The organism is Micromonospora inositola (assembly GCF_900090285.1).
In the GTDB taxonomy this organism is placed as follows: domain Bacteria; phylum Actinomycetota; class Actinomycetes; order Mycobacteriales; family Micromonosporaceae; genus Micromonospora; species Micromonospora inositola.
The window spans coordinates 5,304,701-5,318,610 of sequence record NZ_LT607754.1; the positions used below are offsets into that span (position 1 = coordinate 5,304,701).

General features: G+C 74.9%; 17 protein-coding genes. 8 read left to right on the forward strand and 9 right to left on the reverse strand.

Annotated features, from left to right (window positions below; genetic code table 11):
• Positions 1–41: 41 nt before the first annotated feature.
• Positions 42–608 (forward strand): maleylpyruvate isomerase N-terminal domain-containing protein, encoded by a 567-nt coding sequence (locus GA0070613_RS25305; protein WP_089016188.1) that lies wholly within the window; start codon positions 42–44, stop codon positions 606–608.
• A 54-nt stretch (positions 609–662) separates the two neighbouring features.
• On the opposite strand, the gene GA0070613_RS25310 is transcribed toward GA0070613_RS25305, so the two are convergent.
• Positions 663–1,148, reverse strand: coding sequence for a DnaJ family domain-containing protein (locus tag GA0070613_RS25310; protein ID WP_089016189.1), 486 nt, complete (start codon positions 1,146–1,148; stop codon positions 663–665).
• Positions 1,149–1,302: 154 nt separating this feature from the next.
• On the opposite strand from GA0070613_RS25310, the gene GA0070613_RS25315 reads away from it, so the two are divergent.
• Entirely contained in the window at positions 1,303–1,800 is a 498-nt protein-coding gene (locus tag GA0070613_RS25315) for a YkvA family protein (RefSeq protein ID WP_089014561.1), read from the forward strand.
• Between the two features lie 358 nt (positions 1,801–2,158).
• Positions 2,159–2,326 (forward strand): hypothetical protein, encoded by a 168-nt coding sequence (locus tag GA0070613_RS32830; RefSeq protein ID WP_172875892.1) that lies wholly within the window; start codon positions 2,159–2,161, stop codon positions 2,324–2,326.
• Between the two features lie 13 nt (positions 2,327–2,339).
• On the opposite strand, the gene GA0070613_RS33745 is transcribed toward GA0070613_RS32830, so the two are convergent.
• Positions 2,340–3,188, reverse strand: a complete 849-nt coding sequence (locus GA0070613_RS33745) for a GNAT family N-acetyltransferase (RefSeq protein WP_231929464.1) — start codon at positions 3,186–3,188, stop codon at positions 2,340–2,342.
• Positions 3,189–3,214: 26 nt separating this feature from the next.
• Between GA0070613_RS33745 and GA0070613_RS25325 the strand changes: the two genes are divergently transcribed.
• Complete coding sequence (locus GA0070613_RS25325) at positions 3,215–3,865, forward strand: LysE family translocator (protein ID WP_089014562.1); 651 nt, start codon at positions 3,215–3,217, stop codon at positions 3,863–3,865.
• 20 nt (positions 3,866–3,885) lie between these two features.
• Here GA0070613_RS25325 and GA0070613_RS25330 read toward each other — a convergent pair whose 3' ends face one another.
• Complete coding sequence (locus GA0070613_RS25330; RefSeq protein ID WP_089014563.1) at positions 3,886–4,395, reverse strand: NUDIX hydrolase; 510 nt, start codon at positions 4,393–4,395, stop codon at positions 3,886–3,888.
• A gap of 63 nt (positions 4,396–4,458) precedes the next feature.
• On the opposite strand from GA0070613_RS25330, the gene GA0070613_RS25335 reads away from it, so the two are divergent.
• The 3 genes from GA0070613_RS25335 (at position 4,459) to GA0070613_RS25345 (ending at position 7,019) form a co-directional block, all read left to right on the forward strand.
• Positions 4,459–5,598 carry a coiled-coil domain-containing protein gene (locus tag GA0070613_RS25335; protein WP_089014564.1) on the forward strand — a complete coding sequence of 380 codons (1,140 nt, stop codon included), beginning with the start codon at positions 4,459–4,461 and terminating at the stop codon, positions 5,596–5,598.
• A 113-nt stretch (positions 5,599–5,711) separates the two neighbouring features.
• Positions 5,712–6,356: an alpha/beta hydrolase gene (locus GA0070613_RS25340; RefSeq protein ID WP_089014565.1), complete on the forward strand. Its 645-nt coding sequence runs from the start codon at positions 5,712–5,714 to the stop codon at positions 6,354–6,356.
• Between the two features lie 72 nt (positions 6,357–6,428).
• Positions 6,429–7,019, forward strand: coding sequence for a pyridoxamine 5'-phosphate oxidase family protein (locus GA0070613_RS25345; RefSeq protein WP_089014566.1), 591 nt, complete (start codon positions 6,429–6,431; stop codon positions 7,017–7,019).
• 12 nt (positions 7,020–7,031) lie between these two features.
• Here the strand turns inward: GA0070613_RS25345 and GA0070613_RS25350 are convergent, their stop codons facing one another.
• Complete coding sequence (locus GA0070613_RS25350) at positions 7,032–8,513, reverse strand: peptide MFS transporter (protein ID WP_089016191.1); 1,482 nt, start codon at positions 8,511–8,513, stop codon at positions 7,032–7,034.
• Positions 8,514–8,732: 219 nt separating this feature from the next.
• On the opposite strand from GA0070613_RS25350, the gene GA0070613_RS25355 reads away from it, so the two are divergent.
• Positions 8,733–9,074, forward strand: a complete 342-nt coding sequence (locus GA0070613_RS25355) for an RNA polymerase-binding protein RbpA (protein ID WP_089016192.1) — start codon at positions 8,733–8,735, stop codon at positions 9,072–9,074.
• A 68-nt stretch (positions 9,075–9,142) separates the two neighbouring features.
• On the opposite strand, the gene GA0070613_RS25360 is transcribed toward GA0070613_RS25355, so the two are convergent.
• The 5 genes from GA0070613_RS25360 to GA0070613_RS25380 all read right to left on the reverse strand — a co-directional run bounded on the left by GA0070613_RS25360 (position 9,143) and on the right by GA0070613_RS25380 (position 13,897).
• Positions 9,143–9,670, reverse strand: coding sequence for an FxsA family protein (locus GA0070613_RS25360; protein ID WP_089014567.1), 528 nt, complete (start codon positions 9,668–9,670; stop codon positions 9,143–9,145).
• A gap of 61 nt (positions 9,671–9,731) precedes the next feature.
• Positions 9,732–10,535: a polyprenol monophosphomannose synthase gene (locus GA0070613_RS25365; RefSeq protein ID WP_089014568.1), complete on the reverse strand. Its 804-nt coding sequence runs from the start codon at positions 10,533–10,535 to the stop codon at positions 9,732–9,734.
• Between the two features lie 40 nt (positions 10,536–10,575).
• Positions 10,576–12,180: an apolipoprotein N-acyltransferase gene (lnt, locus tag GA0070613_RS25370; protein ID WP_089016193.1), complete on the reverse strand. Its 1,605-nt coding sequence runs from the start codon at positions 12,178–12,180 to the stop codon at positions 10,576–10,578.
• A gap of 137 nt (positions 12,181–12,317) precedes the next feature.
• Positions 12,318–12,860 (reverse strand): SAM-dependent methyltransferase, encoded by a 543-nt coding sequence (locus GA0070613_RS33115; protein WP_157746531.1) that lies wholly within the window; start codon positions 12,858–12,860, stop codon positions 12,318–12,320.
• Positions 12,761–13,897: an NAD(P)/FAD-dependent oxidoreductase gene (locus GA0070613_RS25380; RefSeq protein WP_089014570.1), complete on the reverse strand. Its 1,137-nt coding sequence runs from the start codon at positions 13,895–13,897 to the stop codon at positions 12,761–12,763. Before GA0070613_RS25380 ends, GA0070613_RS33115 begins: the two co-directional genes overlap by 100 nt.
• Positions 13,898–13,910 lie beyond the last annotated feature (13 nt).

Sequence of the window (13,910 nt, forward strand, 5' to 3'; positions counted from 1 at the left end):
GGACGCCGCCGGCTGCCGGCAGAGTCGACGGCATGACGGCACTGACGGGAGCGGACGTCCGGGCGGCGGCGACGGCGATGGCCGCGGTTCTGGTCCCGCTGACCGGTCGGGACTGGGCCGCTCCCGCGGGATACCTGGAGTGGTCCTGCTGGACCACCGCGGCGCACGTCGCACACGACCTGCTCGCCTACGCCGGCCAGGTCGCCGGGCAGCCCAGCGACGGTTACCTCCCGTACGACCTGCGGGTGCGTTCGGACGCGGCGCCGGCGGAGGTGTTGCGGGTCGTCGACGCGTGCGCGCGGCTGCTGGCCGGCGTCATCGACGGCGCCGACCCCGCCGTACGGGCCTGGCACTGGGGGCCGACCGACCCGGAGGGCTTCGCCGCGATGGGCGTCGCCGAGATCCTGCTGCACACCCACGACGTCACCCGCGGCCTCGACGTCGACTGGCCGATGCCCGCTGACCTCTGCGCCAAGGTGGTGCGCCGGCTGTTCCCCGACGTGCCGGCCGGAGAGCCGCCGGACGTGCTGCTCTGGCTGACCGGCCGCGCGGCACTCGGCGACCGTCCCCGCCGCACGTCGTGGTCCTGGCGGGCGGCAGTGTCCTGAGCGGGCCGGCGGGCGCCGCCCTGCCCGCCCCCGAGTGGAGGCCGGGACGGCCGTTCAGCCGCGGCGCCGCCAGGGCAGGCGCCAGCGGCGCCGGGTCGTCGGCGGGGCGGCCGACGGCTCCACCGCCGCCGCGGTCAGCCGCTCGGCCGCCGTCCGCTCCCGGTCGGCCCGCCACCGGCGTACGGTGTCATCGGCGTTGACCGGGCGCACCACCACCCGGGGGCCGGTGGGCGTACGCAGCCACGCCACGATCTGTGCGTTCAAATCGGCGACGAAGGCGCGCACGGACTCCTCGGTGGGCAGGTCCCGCACCTCGTCGGGAAGCTGCTCGACCCGGCGGCGCAGCTGCAACGGCGTCGGCAGCAGCAGGTCGGTGGGAAGCGCCTCGCGCTCCAGGAAGCTCTTGATCCACCACGACTCGTCGTAGGGCAGGCCCCGGCCGGGGATCGGCTTGCCCGCCCCGGGCAGGTTGTCGAACTCGCCGCGCTCCTGGGCCGTGCGGATCTGCGCCTCGACCGCCGCCTCCCAGCCAATCGTCACCGCCGCCACCTCCCGCACCCACCGTATCCGCTGTCCGCGGTCGGTTTCAGCGCGTGCGGCCGGCCAAGCATTCCCCGCCGTGCCGCGTGCCGGGCGGGCCCGGGCGGTCCGGCGTAGATTCCTCGGTGGCCCGTACCCTGCGAAAGGACCCCGCGTGCGCGACTGGCTGATCGGGCTCGGCGTGGCGCTGGCCTGTCTGCTCGCGAGCTGGGCGCTGCTGGTGCTGCTCGCCCGGAGACTACCGCCGGGCATCCTGCGCGACCTGGCCGCGTTCATCCCCGACTGTCTGACCACGGTGCGCCGGCTACGCAAGGACCCGCGGGTGCCCCGCCGCGCCAGGATCGCCATCGTCGTCGCGGGCCTCTGGCTGGCCAGCCCGATCGATCTCATCCCCGAGTTCCTGCCGGTCATCGGCCCGCTCGACGACATCGTCGTGGTCGCCCTCGCCCTGCGGTACGCCGGCCGGCAGGTGCCCCGGCAAGTGTTGCTCGACGCCTGGCCCGGTGAGCCGCGGCTGCTGCTGCGCCTGCTCGGCCCGCCGGCCGACGGGCCGGCTGGCGGACAAACCGACGGGCCGGGCAGGGGACCGGCCGGCGGACAAACCGACGGGCCGGGCAGGGGACCGGCCGGCGCAGCGCCGGTCGACCCCTGAGTGGCCGGTGGGCAGGCTGCTGGCCGCCCCGCCTGCGGCGTTCCTGCTGGCCCTGCTGCTCGCGCCAGGCCCCTGTCGCAGCGCTGAAGCGGCTGCTCGGGGTGTTCCTGCTCGGCCTGGTGGCATGGCGCCGCGTCGGACGGCGACCGTCCCGCCCCACCGAACGCACCTTCGTGGCGTTCGGTGGGGCGTCGGGGCTCGGATCCGCGCTGCTGCGGAGGTGCTCTTCCTCGCCGGCTGGCGACCGCGTCGCCGAACCCCTGCCGCGGCCGCCCGGTCGGCCTAGGGTGGGTGGCAGGAAGCTGGCCTGAGCAGGCGGGACGGTTCACGGTCGGTGCGGCATCCGGGAGGAGTGGACGTGACAGATCCGGACGAGAACCGCGAGAAGACCCACAAGACCGACGACGTGCTCTTCTCACGCGACGGAGATCCCCACCACGACATTGACCAGGCCCCGCAGCCGGACGAGCACCTCGCCGTCCAGTTCACCCACGACGACGAGACGGAGACCGTCGGCGACGAGTGACGGGCGGTCGCGGTCAGGCCCGCCAGCGCACGTGCCGGTGCCCGTCGCGGGGGAACGGTGGCCGGGCCGGCAGCACCTCCTGGAAGGCGTACCCGCTCTTCTCCGCCACCCGGCAGGAGGCGGGGTTGTCCACCTGGTGCAGCAGCTCCAGCCGAGTCAGCCCGCCCGCGGCGAACCGGGCGAACGCCCACTCCGTGACGGCGGTGACCGCGCGCGGCGCCACTCCACGCCCGCGGGCCGGAGCCGCGGTCCAGTAACCCACCTCCGCGTACGGCCGCCCGGGCGTGACGTCCTTGAGCACCACGTTGGCCACCAACCGCTGCCCGTCCGGCGACAGCTCGAGCACGGCGAAGCTGAACCGGCGGTCGGCCGCCCAGCCCTGCCGGCTGCGCCGCAGGAACGCCCGGGCGTCGGCGGGAGTGCTGACCGGGTACCGGGTCCAGCTGCGCAGCACCGGGTCCCGGTACGCCGCCAGCAGGTCGTCGGCATCGTCGCCCCGCCACGGGCGCAGCAGCAGACCGGGCGCGGTGGAGGTGGGCGCGGCGCGCAGCTCGATCGACATCCCGGTAGTGTCGCCCGCCGTCGCGGCGCAGGCGAGACCCTCCGCCGCCGGGATGTCGATCCTCGCTGGTAGACCCTCAGCGATGACCTCGACACCGATGACCTTCACGCTGACGCCACGCGGGCCGTTCTCGCCGGTGATCAGCCACCGGATCCGCTCGGCCCGTTCTCCGCCGAGCTGATCGTGCTGCGCGGCGCCGGGGCCCCGGACGTGGCGCCCCGGCACGAGCAGCGGCTGCGCCAGGCCGTCCGGGACGCGTACCGCCTCGGCGGGGACGTCGACGACGCGTAGGGTGATCAAGGGATCGACGCGGTGGGAGGGGCCACATGGTCACGGTCGGGGCGCTGGTGGGGATCGGTCTGGTGGCGCTGGGTCTGGTGCTCACTCCCGGCCCGAACATGGTCTATCTGGTGTCCCGGTCGGTCACCCAGGGCCGGCGGGCGGGGCTGATCTCGCTGCTCGGCGTGGCCGTCGGCTTCCTGGTCTACCTGGCCGCCGCGGTGGCCGGCATCGCCACCGTCTTCGTGCTGGTGCCCCCGCTGTACACGGCGGTGAAGCTGGCCGGCGCGGCGTACCTGCTGTGGCTGGCCTGGCGGACGCTGCGCCCGGGCGGCCGGTCGGCGTTCGCGCCGGAGCCGCTGCCGGCGGACCGGCCGCGGCGACTGTTCACCATGGGCCTGGTCACCAACCTGCTCAACCCGAAGATCGCGATCCTGTACGTGTCGCTGCTGCCGCAGTTCATCGACCCGGCGGGCGGCCACGTCGCCGCGCAGAGCCTGCTGCTCGGGCTCACCCAGATCGTGATCGCGCTGACCGTCAACGCGCTGATCGTGCTCACCGCCGGCGGCATCGCGGCGTTCTTCGCCCGGCGGCCGTTCTGGCTGCGGGTGCAGCGCTGGGTGATGGGCACCGTGCTGGCCGGGCTGGCCGTACGGATCGCCGCCGACCGGTCCCGGGCGGCGCTGGTCACCTCCTGACCGTTGGCCGCGCCGGCTGGTCAGAGCGCGTCCGGTTGGCCCAGCGCCGGGTGCCGCTGGCCGGGCCGGGCGTGCCAGGTGGGGGCGTCCTCACTCACGGTGGTCTCGATCCGCAGCCGTGACCAGTCGTCCAGCTCGGGCAGCTCGTCGGGGTCGAACCAGCCGACCTCGGTGGACTCGTCGCCGTCCGCCGTGGGCGTACCGCCGACCGGGCGGCAGCGGAACCACACGTTGAGGTATTCGCAGGCGTCGCCGTTGGGGTAGACGACCGGGTGGGTGGCGACGCCGCCGACCCGCTCGATCTCGACGCGTACCCCGGTCTCCTCGAGGACCTCCCGCAGCACCGCGTCCGCCGGCTGTTCACCCGGGTCGATCATGCCGGCCGGCAACGACCAGCGGCCGTTGTCGCCGCGCCGGGCCAGCAGCACCCGCCCGGCGGCGTCGCGCACCACGGCGCTGACCCCCGGCAGCAGGAGCAGATCGTTACCGATGTGTTTGCGCATCGTCGTGATGTACGGGGAGACGGGCATCCGCTCACCCTAGTGGCGACGCCGACCGGCTCTCCGCGCCGGAGCCACTAGACTTCGCGCTCGATGGACGCCCAGCCCGCCACCACCCCCGCCGCCGACACCCGCCCCTGTGCCCACTGTGGACGGGAGGTGCCGCAGCGCGCCGGCGCGGGCCGGCCGTTCCGGTACTGCCGGGACAACGACGGCGCCTGCCAGCGGGCGTCGCGCAACTCCCGGATGCGCCACCGCACCGCCCCCGGCCTGCCCGGCCAGGTCGCCCGCACCTGGGAGGCGGTGGACCGGTTGGACCAGATCGTGGAGACCCTCACCGAGGCGCTGCACGCGGAGCTCTCCCCCGCCGGGGTGGAGCGGCAGCTCGCGCTGCTGCGCGCCGAGGCGGCCGCTCAGGTGGCCGCCGCGCACACCGAGCGGGACGAGGCCCGCCGCGATGCCGAGGACGCGGCCGCGACCGCCGTCCGCGACCGCCAGGAGGCCCGCGCGGCGGTCGCCGATCGGGACGCGGCCCGCGAGCGGGCGGACCGGGCCGTCGAGGAGTCCGGCCGCGCCGTCGGGCGGGCGGAGCAGGCCGAGACGGCCCGGGACGAGGCGCGGCGGGAGGCCAGCGCGGCGCAGGCGCTGCGGGTGCAGGCCGAGCGGGACCGGGACGACGCCCGCGCCGAGCTGCGTACCCTGCGGTCGGAGCTGGAGGGCGAGCGGCGACGTACCACCGACCTCACCGCTGAGCGGGACGCCGCGCGCGGCGACGCCGAGCGGGCCACCCGCTCGGCCACTGAGGCCGTGGAGCGGGCCGAGCGGCTGCGCGTCGAGACCGCGCAGGCCCGCACGGAGGCTGAGGCCGCGCGCGCCGAGGCGGCCCGGGCGGGGGCGGCCGCCGCCGAGGCCGACCGGGCCCGTCAGCAGGCGTCCGACGCGCGGGGCCGGGCCGAGGCCGCGCGGCAGGAGGCGGTGGTGGCGGCGGTGGCGGCGCGCCAGGAGCTGGCGGCCCGGGCCGACGAGCGGGACAGCGTGGCGGCCGACCTGGGCGCCGCCCGCGCCGCCGCCGCGTCCGTCGAGGCCCGGCTGGCGGAGCTGACGGTACGGCTGCGGGCTGCCGAGGCCGACCGGGACCTGGCCCAGCGGCGGGCGGCGCAGCTCGCCGACCAGGTCAGCGACCTGGCAGGCGCCCTGGCCCGGCTCAGCTCCCGCCGCCCCGAGAGCGCCTGACCCGGGGATGTTGACTGCTCAACTTTTGCGACCTAGTTTTGTTGAGTAAGCAACTATCTGAGATTGGGACGCCGCATGCGTATCGCGATCCTCCGCGCGAAGCGGGCAGGGCAGTGACCACCGCGCAGACCTTCCCGCCGGCCGTCGTGGTCACCGCGGGCAGCGCCGACCCGGCCGCACCGCTGGTGGTGCTGCTGCACGGCCGCGGCTCGCACGAGCGGGAGATCCTCGCCCTCGCCGACCACCTGCCGGCCGGCCCCACGTACGCGGCGGTGCGCGCGCCGATCGCCGAGGGCGGCGGGTATGCCTGGTTCGCCAACCGCGGCATCGGCCGCCCGGTGGCCGAGTCGCTGCGCGCGACGATGGACTGGTTCCGCGGGTGGCTCGACGCGGTGGCTCCCGCAGGCCGCCCGGTGGTGCTGATCGGGTTCAGCGGCGGTGCCGCGTTCGCCGGCGGGCTCCTCCTCGACGACCCGCACCGGTACGCCGGTGCCGCGATCCTGTACGGGACCCTGCCGTTCGACGCCGGCGTCCCCACCACGCCCGGCCGGCTGACCGGCGCGTCCGTCGTCGTGGCGCAGGGCGACCACGACACCGTCATTCCCCGCGAGCTGCTGGACCGCACCTGGACCTACCTGCTCGACGACTCTGGCGCCGGAACGGTCGCCCGCCGCGACCCGGTCGGGCACGGCATCGCCGCCCCGGCGCTGGCGACCGTGGCCGACTGGCTGCGTGAACAGCTCGCACTGCCCGCCTGAGTGAGCGCCCGCACATCGCCGAGGGCCGGGACGGGACAGCGGGCAGCGCCCGTCGGCGGCGATGATGCCCAGGTGGGAAAGACGTACGAACGCATCGACGGCCGGCTGCGCACCTTCATCGAGGAGCAGCCGATGTTCTTCACCGCCACCGCGCCGCTGTCCGGCGACGGCACGGTCAACCTCTCCCCCAAGGGGTTGCGCGGCTCCTTCGCGGTCGTCGACGACCGGACGGTCGCCTACCTGGACTTCGCCGGCTCCAACGCCGAGACGATCGCCCACCTGCGGGAGAACGGCCGGATCACGCTGATGTGGTGCGCGTTCTCCGGCCCGCCGAACATCGTGCGGGTGCACGGCCGCGGCGAGCCGGTGTTCCGCGACGATCCCCGCTGGGCCGCCCTGGTCCGGCTCTTCCCCGACATCGACGCCGGCGCGCACGGCCTGCGCGCGATCATCCTGGTACGTGCCGAGCTGATCCGCGACACCTGCGGCTACGCGGTGCCGCTGATGACCTACGACGCCGACCGGGACCTGCACGGCAAGCGCTTCGCCCGCGAGGACGACGCCTCGCTGAGCGCGTACTTCGCCACGAAGGAGCACGTCGCCACCAGCATCGACGGGCTGCCCGGCCTACCGCTGCCGCTGCCGCCGACCCCGACGGTGTGACCGCCGGGCCGGTCAGTGGATGCCGGCCATCAGCTGCCGGATGTGCCGGGCGAACATCACCGCGCCGAGCCCCAGCACCACCGACGCCAGCCCGAAGGTGAGGAAGTACGTCGGCTCCGGCCACGTCTCGGCCAGCCGGGCCACCTGGCCACCGATCGCGTCGCCGACGGCGGTGGCGAGGAACCACAGGCCCATCATCTGGCTGGCGTACTTCACCGGGGCGAGCTTGGTGGTGGCCGACAGACCCACCGGGCTCAGCGCCAGCTCACCGGCGACCTGGATGGCGTACACGGCCACCAGCCACCACGGGGAGACCAGGTCGCCGCCGACGGCGGCCTTGGCGGCCGCGGCCATCAGCACGAACGACAGGCCGTTGAGGACCAGACCGACGGCGAACTTCATCGGCGTGGCGACTCGGTGCCCCAGGCGCAGCCACAGCCAGGCGGCCAGCGGCGCGCCGATGATGATCAGGATCGGGTTGACCGACTGGAGCCAGGAGGCGGGAAAGGTGAACCCGAGCACGTCCCGGTCGGTCTTGTCGGCGGCGAAGATGTTCAGCACCGACCCGGCCTGGTCGTAGATCAGCCAGAACGCCGCGGCGAAGACGAACAGCCACAGGTACGCCTTCATCCGGCTGCGTTCGGTCCCGCTGATCTCCCGGTCGGTGAGGATCCGGGCGAAGTAGCCGACGGTCACGAGCACGGTGACGATGGTGAGCAGGTTCACCACGGTGTTGACGGTGAAGAGCCCGGCCAGGGCGAGGACGGCGAGCACCAGCAGCACCGCCAGGGTGACGAGGCCGATGCGGGTCAGCGCCCGGCGGCGGTCGGCGCCCAGCAGCGGGTCGGCGGGCCGGGCGCCGGCCTCGCCGAGGTTGCGCCGGCCCAGCACGTACTGCAGCACGCCGAAGGTCATGCCGATCGCGGCGGCACCGAAGCCCAGGTGCCAGTTGATCTTCTCGCCGAGGAAGCCGGTGATCAGTGGTGCGATGAACGCGCCCAGGTTGATGCCCATGTAGAAGATGGAGAACCCGGCGTCGCGGCGCGGGGAGTCCCGGTCGTACAGGTCGCCGACCATGGTCGAGATGTTGGGCTTGAGCAGTCCGGTGCCGAGCACGATCAGGCTCATGCCGGCGAACACGCTCCACCGGGCGGGGATCGCCATCACGTAGTGGCCGGCCGCGATGACCACGCCGCCCCACAGCACGCTGCGCCGGGCCCCGATGAGGCGGTCGGCGACCCAGCCGCCGGGCAGCGCCATCAGGTAGACCATGGCGTTGTAGGTGCCGTAGACGGCGTTGGCGGTGGACTCCCGGATCGCCAGCCCGTCGTCGGCGACCGTGGCGGTCAGGTAGAGCACCAGGATCGCGCGCATGCCGTAGAAGCTGAACCGCTCCCACATCTCGGTGAGGAACAGGGTCGACAGCGCCCGCGGGTGACCGAAGAAGGTCTTCCCGCCGGGCGGTCGGGCGTCGACCGGCGCGTCACTGGTCATCGTCACCTCCCGCACACCTGGGGCGGCTAACATCCCCGGTGACACCGAAAACACTCCACCGTTTCGACCCGGCCGGGGACGACCCCGCCGGGTTCAGGTCATGGCCGGTTACCCTTGCGGGGGTCGCGGGGCCGGATCACCCACCCGGGCGGGAATGCCCCGGCGGCGACGGACCGTTACACCGAACAGACCAGCACCACCAACGAGGGGAAGTCGATCATGGGCGAGCGTATGCTGCGCGGAAGCCGCCTGGGCGCGGTGAGCTATGAATCCGACCGCAACACCGAGCTCGCGCCGCGTCAGACCCGCGAGTACCTCTGCGCCAAGGGCCACCAGTTCGAGGTGCCGTTCGCCGTCGACGCCGAGGTCCCGGCGACCTGGGAGTGCAAGTTCGACGGCAGCGTCGCCCGGCTGGTCGACGGCAGCGAGCCGGAGCAGAAGAAGGCCAAGCCGCCGCGTACCCACTGGGACATGCTGCTGGAGCGCCGCTCCATCGCCGAGCTGGAGGACATCCTGGCCGAGCGGCTCCAGGAGGTCCGCACCCGCCGCGGCCGCGCCTGAGCGCACCACGAACGACCGAAGCGCCCCCGGGAAGGTTCTTCCCGGGGGCGCTTCGTGTCGTGTGTCGCTCAGGGCCGGCCGGGCTCGATGATCTCGCCCTCGATGGCCCGCCCCGGGTCGGTGATCGGCTGCTGGGGTGCAGGCGCCGGCTCCGGCTGCGGCTGCGGGGCGCCGGGACGCACCCGGACCCGGCGCGGGCCGAACAGGTCACCGGCGACCATCGACGACACCCGGCGCTCGGCGGCACGTTGCACGCCGACCTGGGCGAGCCGACGCACCGGCGGCACCAGCAGCAACAGCCCGACCACGCCGCTGACCAGCCCGGGCGTCGCCAACAGCAACGCCCCCAGCAGCCCCACCAGCCCGTCGGTCACCTGCGGTCCCGGAGGCTGACGGGACTCGACGGCGCTCCGGAAGCCCCGCCACGCGCGCATCCCCTCCCGGCGCAGCAGCACCAGCCCGAGCAGGGACGCCACGAATACCAGCAGCACCGCGGAACCGAACCCGATCCCCCGGCCCACCAGGACGAACACCGTCAGCTCCAGCACCGCGATCAGCAGCAGGGCCGGCGGTACGAACCTCAGTCCTCGGCGCATGTCACCTCATCTTGCCTGGGGCGGCCGGACATCCGCCCTCTCCAGCATGACACGGCGCCGCTCAGGGCCACCGGACCTGACCGTCGGGGGTGCGGTGCACGCCCCGCCGCACCGCCGTGCGCCGGTCCTGCACCGCCCACCCGGTGATCCGCCACAGCGCCTCGGCCACGATCAGCGGGCTCATCTTGCTGTCACCGTGCTCCCGCTCGGCGAAGGTGATCGGCACCTCCACGATCCGCACCCCGGCGCGGTGCGCCAGCCGGGACAGCTCCACCTGGAACGCGTACCCCTGGGAGCGGACCGACTCCAGGTCGATCGCCGCCAGCGCCGTCGACCGGTAAACCCGGTAGCCGCCGGTGGCATCGGCCACCGGCATGCCCAGCGCCAGGCGCGCGTACATGTTGCCGCAGCGCGACAGCAGCAGCCGCCGCAGCGGCCAGTTCACCACCTGCGCCCCGCGCGTCCACCGGGAGCCGATCACCAGGTCGGCGTCGCGGGCGGCGTCCAGCAGCGCCGGCAGGTCCTCCGGGGCGTGCGAGCCGTCGGCGTCCATCTCCACCACCGCGTCGTACCCGCGGTCGCGGGCCCAGGCGAACCCGGCCAGGTAGGCCGCGCCGAGCCCTTTCTTGCCCTCCCGGTGCAGCACGTGCACGTGCGGGTCGGTACGGGCGAGGGCGTCGGCGATCGCGCCGGTGCCGTCGGGGCTGTTGTCGTCGGCGACGAGGATCTCCACCGCGGGGGCGGCCTCCCGCACCCGGGCGACGATCCGGGTGACGTTGTCGGCCTCGTTGTAGGTGGGGATCACCACGAGGACCCGTCCCACCCCCGGATGGCCGACCGTCCGTCTGTCGACTGCCTCGACCACCGCGTTACCGCCTTCCGCCGGCGTACCGGCACCCGTCGTCCTACCCGGGGGCGACCTCCCGGCGGCGGCGCAGCACCGCGGCGCCGGCCAGGGCCGCGACGGCGAGCGCCGCGAGGGCCACCTCGGGCCACACCCCCGCCCGGGTTGCCGGCGTGCGACCGTCCCCGAGCTGCATCTGCCGGACCACCACCGCCGCAGTGTTGAATCCGGTGGCACCGTCTACCCGCCCGTCCGGGGTAACGAACCCGGACACTCCGACCGTGGAGGCCATCAGCGCGGCACGGCCGTGCTCGACCGCCCGCAGCCGCACCATCGCCAGCTGCTGGCGGGCCTCGGCCACATCGAAGGTGGCGTTGTTGGTCTGCACGACCAGCAGCTGCGCGCCGCCGGTGACGGTGTCCCGGACGATGCCGTCGTAGGCGATCTCGAAGCAGATCACGTCCCCGAGCACCGCCGGCCCGGCGTCGAGCACGCCGGGGTTGGTGCCGGCGACGAAGTCGGAGCGGACCCGGTCGACCTCGGAGCTGACCTTGCGGGCGATGGAGCGCAGCGGCACGTACTCGGCGAACGGCACCGGGTGCCGCTTGGTGTAGAGCTGCCCGAGGTCCGCCCCGCTGCCGGGGCGCCACAGCAGGCCGGCGTTGCGGACCTGCCCGGCGCCCGGGCCGAGCAACACCGCCCCGACCAGGATCGGCGCCCCGATCGCGTCGGCGGCCTGGGAGATCCGGTCCCCGGCGCCGGGGTTGCGCAGCGGGTCGATATCGCTGGAGTTCTCCGGCCAGACCACCAGGTCGGGACGGCGCTGTGCCCCGGCGGCGACCTGCGCGGCGAGGGTCAGCGTGGCGTCGACATGGTTGTTGAGCACGGCCTGGCGTTGGGCGTTGAAGTCCAGCCCGAGCCGGGGCACGTTGCCCTGCACGATGGCCACGGTCAGGCTCTCTCCCCCGCCGCGTACGCCGACGGGCACCGCCGACCCGGCGCCGAGGACGACGGCCAGTGCGGCGAGCAGCCCGGCCACCGGCCGCCACTGCCCGGCCTGGTGGCGCCAGTTGCGCCAGGCGAGGGCGACCAGCAGCCCACCGGCCAGCGCGGCCGCGAAGGTGACCAGCGGCGCCCCGCCGAGCGCGGCCAGCGGCAGCAGCGGGGAGGAGTCCTGGCTGAACGCCAGCCGCCCCCACGGGAACCCGCCGAAGGGGGTGCGGTCCCGCAGCGCCTCCTGCCCCACCCACAGCAGCCCGGTCAGCGCCGGCCACGCCCAGCGCCACCGGTCGACCAGCGGGGTCACCCACGCGGTGGCCGCGCCGAGCAGCGCCAGGTAGCCGGCCTGCAGCAGGGACAGCAGCACCCACGGCAGGTAGCCGGTGTGCAGGTTCGTCCATTCCAGCAGCGGCGCGAACAGGGCCACCCCGGTCAGGAAGCCCAGTCCGGCGCCGGCGCGCAGCCGCCGCCGGTGCGCGGCCGCGGCCAGCATCGCCACGCCGACCGGCGCCAGCGGCCACACCCCGTACGGGGGGAACGCGGCCAGCAGCGCCAGCCCGGCCGCGATCGCCAGCGGCACGGCCACCTTCAGCGGCAGCGGACGCCCGCTCCCGCCCTCGCGTGCCCCGTTGGTGGCACGCGTCTCTTCCCGGTCGAGCGTCGTCACCGGCACCTCACCACGATCACGCGCCGAAGGCTACCCGGCGGCGCCCGCGCCGGCCCGGCACGGGCGGGGCCGCCAGGGCGCCGGCGGCCCCGCCCGTGCCCCTACCGGGGCATGGGAGTTCCCCCAATGGCCGGCCCTCAGCGGCGGCGGGCCACCAGGACGGCGTCGTGGATGGTGATCTCCCGCCCGTCCGGGTCCACCGCGGCCCGGGGCCGGGACTCGGCCGCGCACACCTGCCACTGCCCCGGGTCGAGCGAGGACGCCACCTCCTCGGCGGTGAACATCATGTCCGGGAAGTGCATCCGGTGCGCGCTGGTGCGCAGGTCGGACGGATGGTGCCCGACGATCAGCAGGGTGCCGCCGGGAGTCACCGCGGCGGCCAACCGGGCGAACAACGGCCGCCGCGTGTCGCCCGGCAGGTGCATGAACTGCGCGGACACCAGGTCGTACCGGCCTTCGGCGGGCGGCTGCTCGCGCAGGTCCGCCCGCGTCCAGGTGATCCGGTCGGCGACGTCCGCGCCGGCCTCCGCGGCGTGGCCGGCGGCCCGCCGCAGCGCGGTGTCGGCGATGTCGACCGCCGTCACCTGCCAGCCCCGCTGGGCGAGCCAGACGGCGTCCGCGCCCTCGCCGCAGCCGACGTCCAGCGCCCGGCCCGGCGCCAGCTCGGCGGCCTCGGCCACCAGCTGCGGATTCGGCCGTCCGCTCCACACTGCGGCCGGGCCTGGTAGCGCTCCTCCCACCCGGACCGTTCGAACATGGTGCGCAGGTCGTGCCGGTACCGGTCGACCGCGTCCGCGGTGTCCTCGGCGACCAGGTCGGCGTTGATCGCGGCGGCGGCGTTCAGGCCGGCCGCCGCGGACGTGATCACCTGCGCGCGCAGGTCGGCGACGTTGCCCGCCACCCACACCCCGGGCACGGTGGTGGCCCCGGTCGGGTCGGCGGGGATCTGCGCGCCGACGACATGCCCGCCCATCTCCACGTCGACCGGCGTCAGCCCCAACGACCGCAGGAGGCCCGCCCGGGCGGTCATCCGGGCGCCCACGACCACCGCGTCGAGCGCGATGACCTCGCCGGAGGCCAGCCGTACCCCGGTGAGCGCGTCCGCGGTCACCTCCAGCCCGGCGACCGGGCCGTCGACGACGGTGATGCCGCGCGCGGCCAGCCGCTCGGCCTCCTCCCCGTCCAGCTTCGGGGCGTCGTGCAGCAGCAGCGTCACGTGCGGGCTCCACTGCCGCCACAGCTGCGCCTGGTGCGCGGCGAGCGGCCCGGTGGCCAGTACGCCGATCCGCCGGTCGCGGACCTCCCAGCCGTGGCAGTACGGGCAGTGCAGCACGTCGTGTCCCCACCGCCCGGCCAGCCCGGGCACGTCGGGCAGTTCGTCGACCAGGCCGGTGGTCACCAGCAGCCGCCGGGCCCGCACCCCGCGCCCGTCGCCCAGCCGGACCAGGAAGTCGCCGCCGTCCCTGCGCACGTCCTCGGCCGTCGCGGCGACGATCTCGCCGCCGTACCCGGTGACCTCGCCGCGGCCGGCGGCGAGCAGGTCGGCCGGCGGCGTGCCGTCGCGGCCCAGGTAGTTGTGCACCTGCCCGGCGGGCGCGTTGCGGGGCTGCTCCGCGTCCACCACCAGCACGGACCGTCGGGCCCGCGCCAGGGTCAGCGCCCCGCTGAGCCCGGCCGCACCCCCACCGATCACCACCACGTCGTACCTGTCGTCCACGGGGAATCCCTTC